The organism is Pseudomonas sp. MYb541 (genome assembly GCF_037479595.1).
GTDB classification, from domain to species: Bacteria; Pseudomonadota; Gammaproteobacteria; order Pseudomonadales; family Pseudomonadaceae; genus Aquipseudomonas; species Aquipseudomonas canadensis.
In genome coordinates this window covers 196,863-215,247 of record NZ_JBBGYS010000003.1, presented here as the reverse complement: position 1 = coordinate 215,247, position 18,385 = coordinate 196,863, and the positions used below count along the sequence as shown (strand labels likewise).

Here is an 18,385-nt window from a genome sequence, read left to right as displayed (position 1 = left end):
AGCCCAGCGCGGGGCAAGCCCGCTCACCACAACAGCTCTACCCGGCACAGCAGGCTCAATCCTCACTAAACTTGCCACCCGCCAGGCCGACAAACTGGCACTATCCAGCCTAAATGACTCGCAGAGATAACGGACATGTCCCTACGCACCCTGCTCACCGCCCTCCTCCTGACCGCCAGCGTTTCAGCCATGGCTGACACCGAAGTCGTCAACCTGAGCAACCGCACCAGTGCCGACCTGTTGCCCGTGGCGCAGAACTTCATCGGCAAGGACGGCACCGTCAGCGCTTACGGCAACCAACTGATTGTTAACGCTGACCCGGCCAAGATCCAGAATCTGCGCGCCCTGCTCTCTCAACTCGACACACCCGCCAAGCGCCTGCTGATCACCGTCGACACCAACGAAAACAATCAGCAGAACAGCGGCGACAGCCAGACGCGCATCATCAGCTACGGCACCGCCAGTCGTGACGGTGGCATCCAGCAGATCCAGGCCAGCGAAGGCGTGCCCGCGCTGATCCAGGTCGGCCAGAGCGTACCACTGACCACCACCCAGCAAGACAGCTACGGCCGCCTGCAAAACCAGACCCAGTATCGCAACGTCACCCAGGGGTTCTACGTGACTGCCAGCGTCACTGGCGAAACCGTGCACCTGGCGATCAGTACCAACCGTGACCGCATGAGCCAGGAACGTCCGGATGTAGTGAATGTGCAAAGTACCGACACAACGGTCAGCGGGCGCTTGGGCGAATGGATCACCCTGGCCGGCATCAATCGCGAGACCCAGGCCGACAAATCCTCTACAACCCGCAGCTACTCTACTCAGGGCCGTGACGACCTGACTGTACGGGTGAAGGTCGACACCCTGAACTGAAGCACCAAAAACTGACTGATGAGTCGTATTAGACTAAAGATGTAGTGCTTGAAAAAAAGCACTACAAAACATTTGACGATCCAAAAAAGCATGGGCATGATGGCCTCGCTCCCGCTAATCAGGGGCCCTGGCAAGGGCCTTCGGATCGCCGCTCTAAGCTACCCACCTGAGCCGATTCGTGTCTGTACCGCCCACAAGGCGTGTTTGACGAGGTTGCGACTGGAACGAAGTTGTCCCGAGGGACGGAAGCTAACCAGGTAACCCGGCTACACGCTGTTGAACACCCAAGGGCCCACGACGCCCTCAGACTGTTCGCGGCCCGCCTTTACCTAACGCCCCTCTCGCCACTCGTTCATCCCGTCGCATTCCCCGCCAGACCCGACATGACCGCCTAAGCTTCTGGTCAGCGAGCAGCCCTGCCCACGCATTTGAATGCAGGGCTGGCAAATGGATTTTTTCCACCACAAGAAGACGCGACGAGGTTTACTTCCATGGCACTGACACGCGAACAGCAAATTGCAGCCCTCGAAAAAGACTGGGCTGAAAACCCACGCTGGAAAGGCGTGACCCGCGCTTATTCCGCTGCTGACGTCGTCCGCCTGCGTGGCTCGGTTCAACCTGAGCACACCTTTGCAAAACTCGGCGCCGAGAAGCTGTGGAACCTGGTGACCCAAGGTGCCAAGCCTTCCTTCCGTCCCGACAAAGATTTCGTTAACTGCATGGGCGCCCTCACTGGCGGCCAGGCAGTGCAACAGGTGAAAGCCGGTATCCAGGCGATCTACCTGTCCGGCTGGCAAGTGGCAGCGGACAACAACTCCGCTGAATCCATGTACCCCGACCAATCGCTGTACCCGGTGGATTCGGTTCCAACCGTGGTCAAGCGCATCAACAACTCGTTCCGTCGTGCCGACCAGATCCAGTGGAAAGCCGGTAAAGGCCCGGGTGATGAAGGTTATATCGACTACTTCGCGCCTATCGTGGCTGACGCTGAAGCCGGTTTCGGCGGCGTACTGAACGCCTACGAGCTGATGAAGAGCATGATCGAGGCTGGCGCTGCCGGCGTGCACTTCGAAGACCAACTGGCATCCGTGAAGAAATGTGGCCACATGGGCGGCAAGGTACTGGTTCCGACCCAGGAAGCCGTACAGAAGCTGACCGCTGCCCGCTTGGCTGCTGACGTTGCCGGTACTCCGACCATCATCCTGGCCCGTACCGACGCCAACGCTGCTGACCTGCTGACTTCGGACTGCGACCCGTACGACCAACCGTTCGTGACCGGCGAGCGCACCCAGGAAGGTTTCTACAAGGTACGTGCCGGCCTGGACCAGGCGATTGCCCGTGGCCTGGCCTACGCGCCGTACGCCGACTTGATCTGGTGCGAAACCGCCAAGCCGGACCTGGACGAAGCCCGTCGTTTCGCCGAAGCGATCAAGAAGGAATACCCGGACCAACTGCTGTCCTACAACTGCTCGCCTTCTTTCAACTGGAAGAAAAACCTGGACGACGCGACCATCGCCAAGTTCCAGCGCGAACTGTCCGCGATGGGCTACAAGCACCAGTTCATCACCCTGGCCGGCATCCACAATATGTGGCACAGCATGTTCAACCTGGCGCACGACTACGCCCGCAACGACATGACCGCCTACGTGAAGCTGCAAGAGCAGGAGTTCGCAGACGCATCGAAGGGTTACACCTTCGTGGCGCACCAGCAGGAAGTGGGCACCGGCTACTTCGACGACATGACCACCGTGATCCAGGGCGGCACCTCGTCCGTGACCGCGCTGACCGGTTCGACCGAAGAAGAGCAGTTCCACTAAGCACCGCGTACACGGCCACTGCGGCACCAAGGAAGACCTAACCGCAGTGCCGCACAACAATCACGCCCCGACCTGTTCGGGGCGTTTTTTTTTGCGCTGATAAACATTCGACTGACACAACACCGATCAAAATGTGGGAGCTGGCTTGCCTGCGATAGCGCCGGGGCAGACACCACATTCATATCTGATGCACCGCCATCGCGGGCAAGCCCGGCTCCCACAGGGAACGCGCCGAGTTGAAGATTTTGTGCAAAACATTGATCCAGAGCGGTATTTCCACCGATCAGATCGGTTAAAAGATCTCCGCCAGCAACTAAGCGACACTCTAGCAAGTAACGGCAACTTCCCTCGCCACACGAGAAACATTCGCTTAAACCCCGCGCAAACAATATTCATTATCATTTGGCGCATGAAAACTTCGTTACAGGCTAAACAAAACACATTTGATTAAATGCCCGCTAATGCCCGCCACGCAAGGGCTACAGCCCCACGAAGGTGCACTATGTCCTTATTCCATCGAATAATTTCGCTATAGGAATTTTACTTGCCCGGTGTTTAGCCATAAAATCACCGCGATTGATTGCAGTGCGACATATCGTCACTGCATCGTTACTTTTTCGAGCTCAGAGACCTTTGCTCTCTGTTAAGGATTTCCAGCATGACCGAAGCGACAGGACTCATGGCCCACAACTGGGGCTTTGCCATTTTCCTCCTCGGTGTTGTCGGCCTCTGCGCCTTCATGCTTGGTGTCTCCAGCCTCCTCGGGTCAAAAGCCTGGGGCCGCAGCAAAAATGAACCGTTCGAATCCGGCATGCTGCCTACAGGTGGCGCCCGCTTGCGGCTCTCAGCCAAATTCTATCTGGTCGCGATGCTCTTCGTGATCTTCGATATCGAAGCCCTCTTTCTCTTTGCCTGGTCTGTGTCCGTCCGCGAAAGCGGCTGGACCGGATTCGTCGAAGCTCTCGTTTTCATAGCAATTCTGTTGGCAGGCCTTGTCTACCTATTCCGAGTGGGCGCCCTTGACTGGGCTCCGGAAGCTCGTCGTAAGCGGCAAGCGAAGCTGAAACAATGAGGCTTTGGCGATGCAATACAATCTCACCAGGATCGACCCGGATGCTCCTAACGATCAGTACCCTATCGGCGAACGGGAAACCGTTTCCGATCCGTTAGAAGATCAAGTCCACAAAAACATCTACATGGGCAAGCTCGAAGACGTGCTGAGTGGCGCGGTCAACTGGGGACGTAAGAACTCCCTGTGGCCGTACAACTTCGGCCTTTCGTGCTGCTACGTGGAAATGACCACCGCCTTCACGGCGCCCCACGACATCGCACGCTTTGGCGCCGAAGTTATCCGGGCGTCACCGCGTCAGGCGGATTTCATGGTTATCGCCGGCACCTGCTTTATCAAGATGGCGCCGATCATCCAGCGTCTCTACGAGCAAATGCTCGAGCCGAAGTGGGTTATCTCCATGGGTTCGTGCGCCAACTCCGGTGGCATGTACGACATCTACTCCGTCGTTCAAGGGGTGGACAAGTTCCTGCCCGTGGACGTCTACGTGCCTGGCTGCCCGCCCCGCCCTGAAGCATTCCTGCAAGGCTTGATGCTGTTGCAAGAATCGATTGGCAAGGAGCGTCGCCCGCTTTCCTGGGTCGTCGGTGATCAAGGCGTGTACCGCGCCGAGATGCCTTCGCAAAAGGAAGAGCGCCGCGAACAGCGAATCGCAGTCACCAATCTGCGCAGCCCTGACGAAGTCTGATCCAGACCGCTTCTTTTATAGAACGAACACCTGGCTTCATTCTTTACGTTGACCGAAAGCGATAAAAAAACCATGACTACAGGCAGCGCTCTGTACATCCCGCCTTATAAGGCAGACGACCAGGATGTGGTCGTCGAACTCAATAACCGTTTTGGCCCTGACGCCTTCACCGCCCAGGCCACACGCACCGGTATGCCGGTGCTGTGGGTGGCGCGCGCCAAGCTCGTCGAGGTCCTGACCTTCCTGCGCAACCTGCCCAAGCCGTACGTCATGCTCTATGACCTGCATGGCGTGGACGAGCGTCTGCGCACCAAGCGCCAGGGCCTGCCGAGCGGCGCCGATTTCACCGTGTTCTACCACTTGATGTCGCTGGAACGTAACAGCGACGTGATGATCAAGGTCGCGCTGTCCGAAAGCGACTTGAGCGTCCCGACCGTCACCGGTATCTGGCCGAACGCCAGCTGGTACGAGCGTGAAGTATGGGACATGTTCGGTATCGACTTCCCGGGCCACCCGCACCTGACGCGCATCATGATGCCGCCGACCTGGGAAGGTCACCCGCTGCGCAAGGACTTCCCTGCCCGCGCCACCGAATTCGATCCGTTCAGCCTCAACCTCGCCAAGCAACAGCTTGAAGAGGAAGCGGCGCGTTTCCGTCCGGAAGACTGGGGCATGAAACGCTCTGGCACAAACGAGGACTACATGTTCCTCAACCTGGGCCCGAACCACCCTTCGGCTCACGGTGCCTTCCGTATCATCCTGCAACTGGACGGCGAAGAAATCGTCGACTGTGTCCCGGACATCGGCTACCACCACCGTGGTGCCGAGAAGATGGCCGAGCGTCAGTCCTGGCACAGCTTCATCCCGTACACCGACCGTATCGACTACCTCGGCGGCGTGATGAACAACCTGCCGTACGTGCTCTCGGTCGAGAAGCTGGCCGGCATCAAGGTGCCCGACCGCGTCGACACCATCCGCATCATGATGGCCGAGTTCTTCCGGATCACCAGCCACCTGCTGTTCCTGGGTACGTATATCCAGGACGTCGGCGCCATGACCCCGGTGTTCTTCACCTTCACCGACCGTCAGCGCGCCTACAAGGTCATCGAAGCCATCACCGGTTTCCGCCTGCACCCGGCCTGGTACCGTATCGGCGGTGTTGCCCACGACTTGCCGAATGGCTGGGAGCGCCTGGTCAAGGAATTCATCGACTGGATGCCCAAGCGTCTGGACGAGTACCAAAAGGCAGCGTTGGATAACAGCATCCTCAAGGGTCGTACCATCGGCGTCGCCCAGTACAACACCAAAGAAGCCCTGGAATGGGGCGTCACCGGTGCTGGCCTGCGTTCCACCGGTTGCGACTTCGACCTGCGTAAAGCGCGTCCGTACTCGGGCTACGAAAACTTCGAATTCGAAGTCCCGCTGGCCGCCAATGGCGATGCCTACGACCGTTGCATCGTGCGCGTCGAAGAAATGCGCCAGAGCCTGAAGATCATCGAGCAATGCATGCGCAACATGCCAGCAGGCCCGTACAAGGCGGATCACCCGCTGACCACGCCGCCGCCGAAAGAACGCACGCTGCAGCACATCGAAACCCTGATCACGCACTTCCTGCAAGTTTCGTGGGGCCCGGTCATGCCGGCCAACGAATCCTTCCAGATGATTGAAGCGACCAAGGGTATCAACAGTTATTACCTGACGAGCGATGGCGGCACCATGAGCTACCGCACCCGGATCCGTACCCCAAGCTTTGCCCACTTGCAGCAGATCCCTTCGGTGATCAAAGGCGAGATGGTCGCGGACTTGATTGCGTACCTGGGTAGTATCGATTTCGTTATGGCCGACGTGGACCGCTAAGCATGAACAGCACGCTTATCCAGACAGACCGTTTCACCCTGAGTGAAACCGAGCGCTCGGCCATCGAGCACGAGCTGCATCACTACGAAGACCCGCGCGCGGCGTCGATCGAAGCCTTGAAGATCGTCCAGAAGGAACGTGGCTGGGTGCCGGACGGCGCCCTCTACGCCATCGGCGAGATCCTCGGCATCCCCGCCAGCGACGTTGAAGGCGTGGCCACGTTCTACAGCCAGATCTTCCGTCAGCCAGTGGGCCGCCACATCATTCGCGTGTGCGACAGCATGGTCTGCTATATCGGCGGCCACGAATCGGTGGTTGACGCGATCCAGACCAAATTGGGCATCGGCCTCGGCCAGACCACCCCTGACGGCCGCTTCACGCTGCTGCCAGTGTGCTGCCTGGGCAACTGCGACAAGGCGCCGGCGTTGATGATCGACGACGACACATTCGGTGACGTGCAGGCAACTGGCGTGACCCAATTGCTCGAGGGCTACCCATGACCCTTACATCTTTCGGCCCGGCCAACCTGATCAAGCGTTCGCCCGAGACCCATCCCCTGACCTGGCGCCTGCGTGACGATGCCGAGCCCGTGTGGCTCGACGAGTACCAGGCCAAGAACGGTTACGCCGCCGCACGTAAAGCCTTCGCCGACATGGCCCAGGACGACATTGTCCAGACCGTGAAAGACGCCGGCCTCAAAGGCCGCGGCGGTGCAGGCTTCCCCACGGGCGTGAAGTGGGGCCTGATGCCCAAGGACGAATCCATCAACATCCGCTACCTGCTGTGCAACGCGGATGAAATGGAGCCGAACACCTGGAAAGACCGCATGCTGATGGAGCAACTGCCCCATCTGCTGATCGAAGGCATGCTGATCAGCGCCCGCGCGCTGAAAACCTACCGTGGCTACATCTTCCTGCGTGGCGAGTACACCACCGCCGCCAAGCACCTCAACCGTGCCGTGGAAGAAGCCAAGGCAGCGGGCCTGCTGGGCAAGAACATCCTCGGTTCGGGTTTCGACTTCGAACTGTTCGTGCACACCGGCGCCGGGCGTTACATCTGCGGTGAAGAAACCGCACTGATCAACTCCCTCGAAGGCCGCCGCGCCAACCCGCGCTCCAAGCCGCCCTTCCCCGCCGCTGTCGGCGTGTGGGGCAAGCCGACTTGCGTGAACAACGTCGAAACCCTGTGCAACGTGCCGGCGATCATTGCCGACGGCGTGGACTGGTATAAATCGTTGGCCCGCGAAGGCAGCGAAGACATGGGCACCAAGCTCATGGGCTTCTCCGGCAAGGTCAAGAACCCTGGCCTGTGGGAACTGCCATTCGGCGTGACCGCCCGCGAGCTGTTCGAGGACTACGCCGGCGGCATGCGCGACGGCTACACCTTGAAAGCCTGGCAGCCAGGTGGCGCCGGTACCGGCTTCCTGCTCCCCGAGCACCTCGACGCACAGATGTATGCCGGCGGCATCGGCAAGGTGGGCACCCGGATGGGTACCGGCCTGGCGATGGCGGTCGACAACACCGTGAACATGGTCTCGTTGCTGCGCAACATGGAGCAGTTCTTTGCCCGTGAATCGTGCGGTTTCTGCACCCCATGCCGCGACGGTCTGCCGTGGAGCGTGAAGCTGCTGATGGCCCTGGAAAATGGCGAAGGCCGCGAGGGTGATATCGAAACCCTGCTCGGCCTGGTCGGTTTCCTCGGCCCAGGCAAGACCTTCTGTGCTCACGCACCGGGCGCCGTGGAGCCATTGGGCAGTGCCATCAAATACTTCCGCTCGGAGTTCGAAGCCGGCATCGCGCCTACCAGCGCCGCCGTCCCGCCTCTGGCAAAGCCGATCGTAGTCGGCGCGTAACGCTTTAAAAGGCGAAGGGTCCGTGCCCTTCGCTTTCTCATGGGCTGACGCCGTAAAGGCTGTGTTGATGCCCATGAATAACAAGATTCCATTAGCCACGCCCGCTGACAACGGGCCAACGAAGAACTTTGAACCATGGCCACTATCCACGTAGACGGCAAAGCGCTCGAAGTCGATGGGGCAGACAACCTGTTACAGGCATGTCTCTCACTAGGCCTCGACATCCCGTATTTCTGCTGGCATCCCGCGCTTGGTAGCGTCGGTGCCTGTCGCCAGTGCGCGGTCAAGCAATACACCGACGAGAACGACACCCGTGGTCGTATCGTCATGTCGTGCATGACCCCAGCCACCGACAACACCTGGATCTCCATCGACGATGATGAATCCAAGGCGTTCCGCGCCAGCGTTGTCGAATGGCTGATGACCAACCACCCCCACGACTGCCCAGTCTGTGAGGAAGGCGGTCACTGCCACCTGCAAGACATGACGGTGATGACCGGCCACAACGAGCGCCGTTATCGCTTCACCAAGCGTACCCACCAGAACCAGGACCTCGGCCCGTTCATCTCCCACGAAATGAACCGCTGCATCGCCTGCTACCGCTGCGTGCGCTTCTATAAAGACTACGCTGGCGGCACCGACCTCGGCGTGTTCGGCGCCCACGACAACGTGTACTTCGGTCGCGTTGAAGACGGCGTGCTCGAAAGCGAGTTCTCCGGCAACCTCACCGAGGTCTGCCCGACCGGTGTATTCACCGACAAGACTCACTCCGAGCGCTACAACCGTAAGTGGGACATGCAATTCGCCCCAAGCATCTGCCATGGCTGCTCCAGCGGTTGCAACATCTCCCCGGGCGAGCGCTACGGTGAACTGCGTCGGATCGAAAACCGCTTCAACGGTTCGGTCAACCAGTACTTCCTGTGCGACCGTGGCCGTTTCGGCTACGGCTACGTCAACCGCGAAGACCGCCCACGCCAGCCACTGCTGGCCAATGGCGGCAAGCTGAGCCTGGACGACGCCCTGGATAAAGCCGCCGACCTGCTGCGCGGCCGTAACATCGTCGGTATCGGTTCGCCGCGCGCCAGCCTCGAAAGCAACTACGCGTTGCGCGAACTGGTTGGCGCTGAGCACTTCTACTCCGGCATCGAAGCCGCTGAGCTGGAGCGTATCCGCCTGGTCCTGCAAGTGCTGAACGACAGCCCGCTGCCGGTGCCGAACATGCGCGACATCGAAGACCACGACGCCATCTTCGTGCTCGGTGAAGACCTGACCCAGACCGCCGCGCGCATCGCCCTGTCGCTGCGCCAGTCGGTCAAAGGCAAGGCTGAAGACATGGCCGACGCCATGCGCGTACAGCCTTGGCTCGACGCCGCCGTGAAAAACATCGGCCAGCACGCGCTGAACCCGCTGTTTATCGCAAGCCTGGCTGAAACCAAGCTCGACGACATCGCCGAAGAATGTGTGCACGCAGCACCGGACGACCTGGCCCGCATCGGTTTCGCCGTGGCCCACGCCCTCGACGCCAGCGCGCCTGCCGTCGAAGGCCTGGACGCTGAAGCCGTTGAATTGGCCCAGCGTATCGCCGATGCACTGCTGGCCGCCAAGCGCCCATTGATCATTGCCGGCACCTCGTTGGGTTCCAAGGCGCTGATCGAAGCGGCTGCCAACATCGCCAAGGCCTTGAAGCTGCGCGACAAGAACGGTTCCATCAGCCTGGTCGTGCCGGAAGCCAACAGCCTTGGCCTGGCCATGCTCGGTGGCGAGTCCCTGGACGCAGCCCTGCAAGCGGTGATCGACGGCAATGCCGACGCCATCGTGGTGCTGGAAAACGACCTGTACACCCGCACCGATGCCGCCAAGGTTGACGCCGCGCTCAACGCCGCCAAAGTGCTGATCGTTGCCGACCACCAGAAGACCGCTACCAGCGAGCGCGCCGACCTGGTCCTGCCAGCCGCCACCTTCGCCGAGGGCGACGGTACCCTGGTCAGCCAGGAAGGTCGCGCCCAGCGCTTCTTCCAGGTGTTCGATCCGAAGTACATGGACGCCAGTATCCTGGTTCACGAAGGCTGGCGCTGGCTGCATGCCCTGCGCGCCACCCTGCTGAACCAGCCGATCGACTGGACCCAGCTCGACCACGTCACCGCCGCTGCCGCCGCCAGCGCGCCGCAACTGGCCCGTATCGTCGACGCTGCACCGTCCGCCGCGTTCCGCATCAAGGGCATGAAGCTTGCCCGTGAACCGCTGCGTTACTCCGGGCGTACGGCCATGCGCGCCAACATCAGCGTGCACGAGCCACGTACTCCGCAAGACCCGGACACCGCGTTCGCCTTCTCCATGGAAGGTTACTCGGGCTCTGCCGAACCGCGCCAACAGGTGCCGTTCGCCTGGTCGCCGGGCTGGAACTCGCCGCAGGCCTGGAACAAGTTCCAGGACGAAGTCGGTGGTCACATCCGTGCTGGCGACCCGGGCACGCGCCTGATCGAAAGCACCGGTGATTCGCTGAACTGGTTCTCTGCCGTACCGCGTCCGTTCAACCCGGCCCAAGGCACCTGGCAGGTTGTGCCGTTCTTCCACCTGTTCGGCAGCGAAGAGAACTCTTCGAAAGCCGCGCCGGTGCAAAGTCGCATTCCTGAAGCCTACGTGTCGGTGGCCAAGTCCGAAGCCGACCGCCTGGGCGTCAACGACGGCGCCCTGCTCAGCCTGAACGTGGCCGGCCAGACCCTGCGTCTGCCGCTGCGCATCAATGAAGAGCTGGGCGCTGGCCTGGTTGCACTGCCTAAAGGCATCGCCGGCATTCCAGCGGCGATCTTCGGCAAAACCGTTGACGGTCTGCAGGAGGCAGCGCAATGACTTGGTTCACTCCTGAAGTGATCGACGTGATCATCTCGGTGGTCAAGGCCATCGTGATCCTGTTGGCCGTGGTCGTCGCGGGCGCCCTGCTCAGCTTCGTCGAACGTCGCCTGCTGGGCTGGTGGCAGGACCGTTACGGTCCGAACCGCGTTGGCCCGTTCGGTATGTTCCAGATCGCGGCCGACATGCTGAAAATGTTCTTCAAGGAAGACTGGACCCCGCCGTTTGCCGACAAGGTGATCTTCACCCTGGCACCGGTCGTGGCCATGAGCGCCTTGCTGATCGCCTTCGCGATCATCCCGATCACCCCGACCTGGGGCGTGGCGGACCTGAACATCGGCTTGCTGTTCTTCTTCGCCATGGCCGGTTTGTCGGTCTATGCGGTGCTGTTCGCCGGTTGGTCGAGCAACAACAAGTTCGCCCTGCTGGGCAGCTTGCGGGCTTCGGCCCAGACCGTGTCCTACGAAGTGTTCATGGGCCTCGCGCTGATGGGCATCGTGGTGCAGGTTGGCTCGTTCAACATGCGCGATATCGTCGAGTACCAGGCGCAGAACCTGTGGTTCATCATTCCGCAGTTCTTCGGCTTCTGCACTTTCTTCATCGCTGGCGTCGCCGTGACTCACCGTCACCCGTTCGACCAGCCGGAAGCGGAACAAGAACTGGCCGACGGCTACCACATCGAATACGCCGGCATGAAATGGGGCATGTTCTTCGTCGGTGAGTACATCGGCATCATCTTGATCTCGGCCCTGCTGGTCACGCTGTTCTTCGGCGGCTGGCACGGTCCGTTCGGCATCCTGCCGCAGTTGGCGTTCTTCTGGTTCTTCCTGAAGACCGCGTTCTTCATCATGTTGTTTATCCTGCTGCGCGCTTCCATTCCGCGTCCACGATACGACCAGGTGATGGATTTCAGCTGGCGCTTCTGCCTGCCACTGACCCTGATCAATTTGCTGGTGACGGCTGCCGTTGTGTTGTTGAACACGCCAGCCGGCGCGGTTCAGTGAGGATTTGACCCATGTTCAAATATATTGGCGACATCGTTAAGGGTACCGGTACCCAGTTGCGAAGCCTGGTGATGGTGTTCGGTCACGGCTTCCGCAAACGCGACACCCTGCAATACCCGGAAGAAGCGGTGTACCTGCCGCCGCGCTATCGCGGCCGTATCGTGCTGACCCGCGACCCCGATGGCGAAGAGCGTTGCGTAGCCTGCAACCTGTGCGCCGTGGCGTGCCCGGTGGGTTGCATCTCCCTGCAGAAAGCTGAAACCGAAGACGGTCGCTGGTACCCGGATTTCTTCCGCATCAACTTCTCGCGCTGCATTTTCTGCGGCCTCTGCGAGGAAGCTTGCCCGACCACCGCGATCCAGCTCACACCGGATTTCGAGATGGCCGAGTTCAAACGTCAGGACCTGGTGTACGAGAAAGAAGATCTGCTGATCTCTGGTCCCGGTAAAAACCCTGATTACAACTTCTATCGTGTTGCAGGTATGGCCGTTGCCGGTAAGCCGAAAGGCGCCGCACAAAACGAAGCCGAGCCGATCAACGTGAAGAGCTTGCTGCCTTAAGGAAGAAAGATGGAATTCGCTTTCTATTTCGCGTCCGGTATTGCAGTGGTGTCCACGCTTCGCGTGATCACCAACACCAATCCTGTGCACGCCCTGCTCTACCTGATCATTTCGTTGATCGCCGTGGCCATGACCTTCTTCGCACTCGGCGCACCGTTCGCCGGTGTGCTGGAAGTGATCGCCTACGCCGGCGCCATCATGGTGCTGTTCGTGTTTGTGGTGATGATGCTAAACCTGGGGCCGGCCTCGGTCGCCCAGGAACGCGTCTGGCTCAAGCCCGGCATCTGGCTCGGCCCGGTTATCCTCGCAGCCCTGCTGCTGGGTGAACTGCTGTATGTGCTGTTCGCTCACCAGAGCGGCCAGGCCATCGGCCACACCACCGTAGACGCGAAGGCCGTGGGCATCAGCCTGTTCGGCCCGTACCTGCTGGTGGTCGAACTGGCTTCGATGCTGCTGCTCGCCGCAGCCATCACCGCCTTCCACTTGGGCCGCAACGAAGCCAAGGAGCAATGACGATGCCTGCTATCCCTTTGGAGCATGGTCTGGCGGTCGCCGGCATCCTGTTCTGCCTTGGCCTGGTCGGCCTGATGGTTCGCCGTAACATTCTGTTCGTGTTGATGAGCCTGGAAATCATGATGAACGCCGCGGCACTGGCGTTCATCGTTGCAGGTGCACGTTGGGGCCAGCCGGATGGACAAGTCATGTTCATCCTGGTGATCAGCCTGGCAGCCGCCGAGGCCAGTATCGGCCTGGCGATCCTGCTGCAACTGTATCGTCGCTTCCACACGCTTGATATCGACGCTGCCAGTGAGATGCGCGGATGAACATGATCTTTCTGACTTTCGTATTTCCCCTGATCGGTTTCCTGCTGCTGTCGTTCTCTCGCGGGCGCTGGTCGGAAAACCTCTCGGCCTTGATAGGCGTGGGCTCCATTGGCCTGTCGGCGATCGTTGCCGCCTACGTCATCTGGCAATTCAACGTGGCGCCGCCAGAAGGCGGTCACTACACCCTGGTGCTGTGGCAGTGGATGTCGGTGGAGGGCTTCAAGCCCAACTTCGCCCTCTACGTCGACGGCCTGTCGATCACCATGCTCGGCGTGGTGGTGGGTGTGGGCTTCCTGATCCACCTGTTCGCGTCCTGGTACATGCGCGGTGAAGCCGGATACTCGCGCTTCTTCTCGTACACCAACCTGTTTATCGCCAGCATGCTGTTCCTGGTGCTCGGCGATAACCTGTTGTTCCTGTACTTCGGTTGGGAAGGCGTGGGCCTGTGCTCGTACCTGTTGATCGGTTTCTACTACAGCAACCGCAACAACGGTAACGCGGCACTCAAGGCCTTTATCGTCACCCGGATCGGCGACGTGTTCATGGCCATCGGCCTGTTCATCCTGTTCCAACAGGTGGGCACACTGAATATCCAGGAACTGCTGGTGCTGGCACCGCAGAAATTCCAGGTTGGCGACTTCTGGATCACCCTGGCGACCCTGATGCTACTGGGCGGCGCCGTGGGTAAATCCGCGCAACTGCCGCTGCAAACCTGGCTGGCGGATGCGATGGCCGGTCCTACCCCTGTTTCCGCACTGATCCACGCGGCAACCATGGTAACCGCCGGTGTCTATCTGATCGCCCGTACCCACGGCTTGTTCACCCTGGCGCCGGATATCCTGCATCTGGTGGGCATCGTTGGCGGCGTGACCCTGGTACTGGCCGGCTTCGCCGCGCTGGTGCAGACCGACATCAAGCGCATCCTCGCCTACTCGACCATGAGCCAGATCGGCTACATGTTCCTGGCCCTGGGCGTTGGCGCCTGGGACGCGGCGATCTTCCACCTGATGACCCACGCTTTCTTCAAGGCCCTGCTGTTCCTCGCTTCCGGTGCGGTGATCGTTGCCTGCCACCACGAGCAGAACATCTTCAAGATGGGCGGCCTGTGGAAGAAACTGCCACTGGCCTACGCCAGCTTCATCGTCGGTGGTGCCGCCCTCGCCGCCCTGCCGTTGGTGACCGCCGGCTTCTACTCGAAGGACGAAATCCTCTGGGAAGCCTTTGCCAGCGGTAACCAGAACCTGCTGTACGCAGGCCTGGTGGGTGCGTTCATGACCTCGCTGTACACCTTCCGCCTGATCTTCATCACCTTCCACGGTGAAGCCAAGACCGAAGCACACGCAGGCCACGGCATTTCGCACTGGTTGCCATTGTCGGTACTGATCATCCTTTCGACCTTCGTCGGCGCCATGATCACCCCGCCGCTGCACGGTGTACTGCCGCAAAGCGTCGGCCATGCCGGCGGCGAAGCCCAGCACAGCCTGGAAATCGCCTCGGGCGCCATCGCCATTGCCGGTATCCTGTTGGCCGCGCTGCTGTTCCTCGGCAAGCGTCGCTTCGTGACCGCCGTGGCCAACAGTGGCATTGGCCGTTTCCTGTCGGCCTGGTGGTTCGCTGCCTGGGGCTTCGACTGGATCTACGACAAACTGTTCGTCAAGCCTTACCTGGCCATCAGCCACATTCTGCGTAAAGACCCGCTCGACCAGACCATCGGTTTGATCCCGCGTGCCGCCAAGGCCGGTCACACCGCCCTGAGCCGCAGCGAGACCGGCCAATTGCGTTGGTATGCAGCTTCCATGGCGGCCGGTGCCGTGCTGGTGATCGGCGCCATTGTAGTGGTAGCGGTCTGATATGAACTTTGCGAACTTGCGAAAGGAAACGAGCCTGTCATGATTCTGCCCTGGCTAATCCTGATCCCCTTTATCGGCGGCCTGCTCTGCTGGATGGGTGAACGCTTCGGCGCCACCCTCCCCCGCTGGATTGCGTTGCTGACCATGTCCCTGGAACTCGCACTCGGCCTCTGGCTGTGGGCCCATGGCGACTATTCATTTGCTCCGGCACCGGGTGTCGATCCGACCTTCGCGCTTGAATTCAAGCACGTGTGGATCCAGCGCTTCGGCATCAACGTGCACCTGGCCCTCGACGGCCTGTCGCTGTTGATGATCCTGCTGACCGGCCTGCTGGGTATCCTCTCGGTACTCTGCTCCTGGAAAGAGATCCAGCGTCACGTGGGCTTCTTCCACCTGAACCTGATGTGGATCCTGGGCGGCGTTGTCGGCGTGTTCCTCGCCCTCGACCTGTTCATGTTCTTCTTCTTCTGGGAAATGATGCTGGTGCCGATGTACTTCCTCATCGCGCTCTGGGGTCACAGTTCTTCGGACGGCAAGAAAACCCGCATCTACGCGGCGACCAAGTTCTTCATCTTCACCCAGGCTTCCGGCCTGATCATGTTGGTGGCGATCCTGGGCCTGGTACTGGTCAACTTCAACAACACCGGCGTGATTACCTTCAACTACGCCGACCTGTTGAAAACCAAGATGTCCCTGACCACCGAGTACATCCTGATGCTGGGCTTCTTCATCGCGTTCGCGGTGAAGCTGCCGGTGGTGCCGTTCCACTCCTGGCTGCCGGATGCCCACGCACAGGCGCCGACCGCCGGTTCCGTGGACTTGGCCGGTATCCTGCTGAAGACGGCGGCCTACGGCCTGCTGCGTTTCGCACTGCCACTGTTCCCGAATGCTTCGGCGGAGTTCGCGCCGATCGCCATGACCCTGGGTCTGATCGGGATCTTCTACGGTGCGTTCCTGGCCTTCGCACAAACTGACATCAAGCGTCTGATTGCCTTCTCGTCCGTGTCCCACATGGGCTTCGTACTGATCGGCATCTACTCCGGCAGCCAACTGGCGCTGCAAGGCGCAGTCATCCAGATGTTGGCCCACGGTGTCTCGGCCGCTGCCCTCTTTATCCTGAGTGGCCAGTTGTACGAGCGCCTGCACACCCGTGACATGCGTGAAATGGGTGGCGTGTGGTCGCGCATCGCGTACCTGCCGGCGATCAGCCTGTTCTTCGCCGCCGCGTCCCTGGGCTTGCCGGGCACCGGCAACTTCATCGGCGAGTTCCTGATCCTGATGGGTGCATTCGTGCAAACACCGTGGATCAGTGCGATTGCTACCTCCGGCCTGGTGTTTGGTTCGGTTTACTCGCTGATCATGATCCACCGCGCCTACTTCGGCCCGGCCAAGTCCGACACCGTCCTGCAAGGGATGGATGCTCGCGAACTGATCATGGTGCTCGGCCTTGCGGTGCTGCTGATCTACATCGGCGTGTACCCGCAACCGTTCCTGGACACTTCTGCCGCGACGATGCATGGCGTGCAGCAGTGGTTCGGCACCGCCTTCTCTCAACTCGCTTCGGCCCGGTAAGAGCGCTATGGAATTCACGATCCAACACTTTATCGCGCTTGCGCCGCTGCTGATTACCAGCCTCACCATCGTGGTGGTGATGCTGGCAATCGCCTGGCGCCGCAATCATTCGCAAACGTTCCTGCTGTCCTGTGCCGGCCTCAACCTGGCCCTGCTGTCGATCATCCCGGCCCTCAAGGTCGCGCCATTGGCGGTCACGCCGTTGATGATGGTGGATGACTTCGCCCTGCTGTATATCGCGCTGATCCTGGTCGCGACCCTGGCGTGCGTCACCCTCGCCCACGCCTATATGGGCGAAGGCGGCACCGGCTACCCAGGCAACAAGGAAGAGCTGTACCTGCTGATCCTGCTGGCTGCGGCCGGCGGTATCGTGCTGGTCAGCGCACAGCACCTGGCGGGCCTGTTCATCGGCCTGGAACTGCTGTCGATCCCGACCTACGGCCTGGTGGCCTACGCCTTCTTCAACAAGCGCTCCCTGGAAGCCGGCATCAAGTACATGGTGCTGTCGGCCGCCGGTTCCGCGTTCCTGTTGTTCGGTATGGCCCTGCTCTACGCCGAAGCCGGCAGCCTGAGCTTCACCGGTATCGGTCACGCCCTGGCCACCACCAACATGCCTGCGCCAATCGCCCAACTGGGCCTGGCCATGATGTTGATCGGCCTGGCGTTCAAGCTGTCGCTGGTGCCCTTCCACCTGTGGACCCCGGACGTGTACGAAGGCGCCCCGGCGCCAGTGGCTGCGTTCCTGGCCACGGCGTCGAAGGTTGCCGTGTTTGCGGTGATGGTGCGTCTGTTCCAAATCTCCCCTGCTGCCAACACCGGCGTGCTGAGCACCGTGCTGACCGTGATCGCCATCGCGTCGATCCTGTTCGGTAACCTGCTGGCCCTGACCCAGAACAACCTCAAGCGTCTGCTGGGTTACTCGTCCATCGCACACTTCGGCTACCTGCTGATCGCCCTGGTGGCAAGCAAAGGCCTGGCCGTGGAAGCCATGGGCGTGTACCTGGTCACCTACGTGATCACCAGCCTGGGTGCATTCGGCGTAATCACGCTGATGTCCTCGCCGTTCAAAGGCCGTGACGCCGACGCCCTGTACGAGTATCGCGGCCTATTCTGGCGCCGTCCGTACCTGACCGCCGTACTGACCGTGATGATGCTGTCCTTGGCCGGTATTCCGCTGACCGCAGGCTTCATCGGCAAGTTCTACATCGTCGCCACCGGTGTCGAAGCCCACGAATGGTGGTTGGTGGCCTCCCTGGTACTGGGCAGCGCCATCGGCGTGTTCTACTACCTGCGCGTGATGGTCACCCTGTACCTGATCGAGCCAAACCTGCGCCGTGTGGATGCCGAGCTGCATTGGGAACAGAAGGCAGGCGGCGTGATGCTGCTGGCCATCGCCCTGCTCGCGTTCTTCCTGGGCGTTTACCCACAACCGTTGCTCACCCTGGTGCAGCACGCGGTGCTGGGCGTTTGATCGCTTAGCGGGATGCAGTAAACAAGACGGCGCCTTCGGGCGCCGTTTTGCGTTTCAGGGGCAGGGGTTTTTACCCTCCCCTATTCACGGAAATTTCC

At 60.6% G+C, this 18,385-nt stretch carries 15 protein-coding genes; all 15 read left to right on the top strand.

The annotated features are described in order from the left end of the window. The first annotated feature begins 135 nt into the window (after window positions 1–135). The 15 genes from WH299_RS03410 (at window position 136) to nuoN (ending at window position 18,287) form a co-directional block, all read left to right on the top strand. Window positions 136–873, top strand: a complete 738-nt coding sequence (locus tag WH299_RS03410; RefSeq protein ID WP_123475884.1) for a secretin N-terminal domain-containing protein — start codon at window positions 136–138, stop codon at window positions 871–873. A 491-nt stretch (window positions 874–1,364) separates the two neighbouring features. Then, window positions 1,365–2,690: an isocitrate lyase gene (gene aceA, locus WH299_RS03405; RefSeq protein WP_010458877.1), complete on the top strand. Its 1,326-nt coding sequence runs from the start codon at window positions 1,365–1,367 to the stop codon at window positions 2,688–2,690. A 658-nt stretch (window positions 2,691–3,348) separates the two neighbouring features. Beyond that, the gene (locus tag WH299_RS03400; RefSeq protein ID WP_003219575.1) at window positions 3,349–3,762 is read left to right on the top strand and encodes an NADH-quinone oxidoreductase subunit A; all 414 of its coding nucleotides are present in this window, start codon (window positions 3,349–3,351) and stop codon (window positions 3,760–3,762) included. Window positions 3,763–3,772: 10 nt separating this feature from the next. Next, a complete protein-coding gene (locus tag WH299_RS03395; protein WP_016975544.1) occupies window positions 3,773–4,447 on the top strand; it encodes a NuoB/complex I 20 kDa subunit family protein in 675 nt (224 codons plus the stop codon). Between the two features lie 72 nt (window positions 4,448–4,519). After that, window positions 4,520–6,304, top strand: coding sequence for an NADH-quinone oxidoreductase subunit C/D (gene nuoC, locus WH299_RS03390; RefSeq protein WP_028616805.1), 1,785 nt, complete (start codon window positions 4,520–4,522; stop codon window positions 6,302–6,304). Between the two features lie 2 nt (window positions 6,305–6,306). Further along, window positions 6,307–6,804, top strand: a complete 498-nt coding sequence (gene nuoE, locus WH299_RS03385; RefSeq protein WP_016975546.1) for an NADH-quinone oxidoreductase subunit NuoE — start codon at window positions 6,307–6,309, stop codon at window positions 6,802–6,804. Beyond that, entirely contained in the window at window positions 6,801–8,156 is a 1,356-nt protein-coding gene (gene nuoF / locus WH299_RS03380; RefSeq protein WP_016975547.1) for an NADH-quinone oxidoreductase subunit NuoF, read from the top strand. Before nuoE ends, nuoF begins: the two co-directional genes overlap by 4 nt. A gap of 135 nt (window positions 8,157–8,291) precedes the next feature. Further along, entirely contained in the window at window positions 8,292–11,006 is a 2,715-nt protein-coding gene (nuoG, locus tag WH299_RS03375) for an NADH-quinone oxidoreductase subunit NuoG (protein ID WP_339549603.1), read from the top strand. Continuing rightward, window positions 11,003–12,010 carry an NADH-quinone oxidoreductase subunit NuoH gene (nuoH, locus tag WH299_RS03370; RefSeq protein ID WP_017137518.1) on the top strand — a complete coding sequence of 336 codons (1,008 nt, stop codon included), beginning with the start codon at window positions 11,003–11,005 and terminating at the stop codon, window positions 12,008–12,010. Before nuoG ends, nuoH begins: the two co-directional genes overlap by 4 nt. 11 nt (window positions 12,011–12,021) lie before the next feature. Then, window positions 12,022–12,570 carry an NADH-quinone oxidoreductase subunit NuoI gene (nuoI, locus tag WH299_RS03365; RefSeq protein ID WP_003174725.1) on the top strand — a complete coding sequence of 183 codons (549 nt, stop codon included), beginning with the start codon at window positions 12,022–12,024 and terminating at the stop codon, window positions 12,568–12,570. A gap of 9 nt (window positions 12,571–12,579) precedes the next feature. Beyond that, window positions 12,580–13,083: an NADH-quinone oxidoreductase subunit J gene (gene nuoJ, locus WH299_RS03360; RefSeq protein WP_016974946.1), complete on the top strand. Its 504-nt coding sequence runs from the start codon at window positions 12,580–12,582 to the stop codon at window positions 13,081–13,083. A 2-nt stretch (window positions 13,084–13,085) separates the two neighbouring features. Then, window positions 13,086–13,394, top strand: coding sequence for an NADH-quinone oxidoreductase subunit NuoK (gene nuoK, locus WH299_RS03355; RefSeq protein WP_003174727.1), 309 nt, complete (start codon window positions 13,086–13,088; stop codon window positions 13,392–13,394). Continuing rightward, window positions 13,391–15,244 (top strand): NADH-quinone oxidoreductase subunit L, encoded by a 1,854-nt coding sequence (gene nuoL, locus WH299_RS03350; RefSeq protein WP_021492765.1) that lies wholly within the window; start codon window positions 13,391–13,393, stop codon window positions 15,242–15,244. Before nuoK ends, nuoL begins: the two co-directional genes overlap by 4 nt. Window positions 15,245–15,283: 39 nt before the next feature. After that, complete coding sequence (nuoM, locus tag WH299_RS03345) at window positions 15,284–16,816, top strand: NADH-quinone oxidoreductase subunit M (RefSeq protein WP_010209575.1); 1,533 nt, start codon at window positions 15,284–15,286, stop codon at window positions 16,814–16,816. Between the two features lie 7 nt (window positions 16,817–16,823). Then, window positions 16,824–18,287 carry an NADH-quinone oxidoreductase subunit NuoN gene (gene nuoN, locus WH299_RS03340; protein ID WP_028616809.1) on the top strand — a complete coding sequence of 488 codons (1,464 nt, stop codon included), beginning with the start codon at window positions 16,824–16,826 and terminating at the stop codon, window positions 18,285–18,287. The last annotated feature ends 98 nt before the right edge of the window (window positions 18,288–18,385 follow it).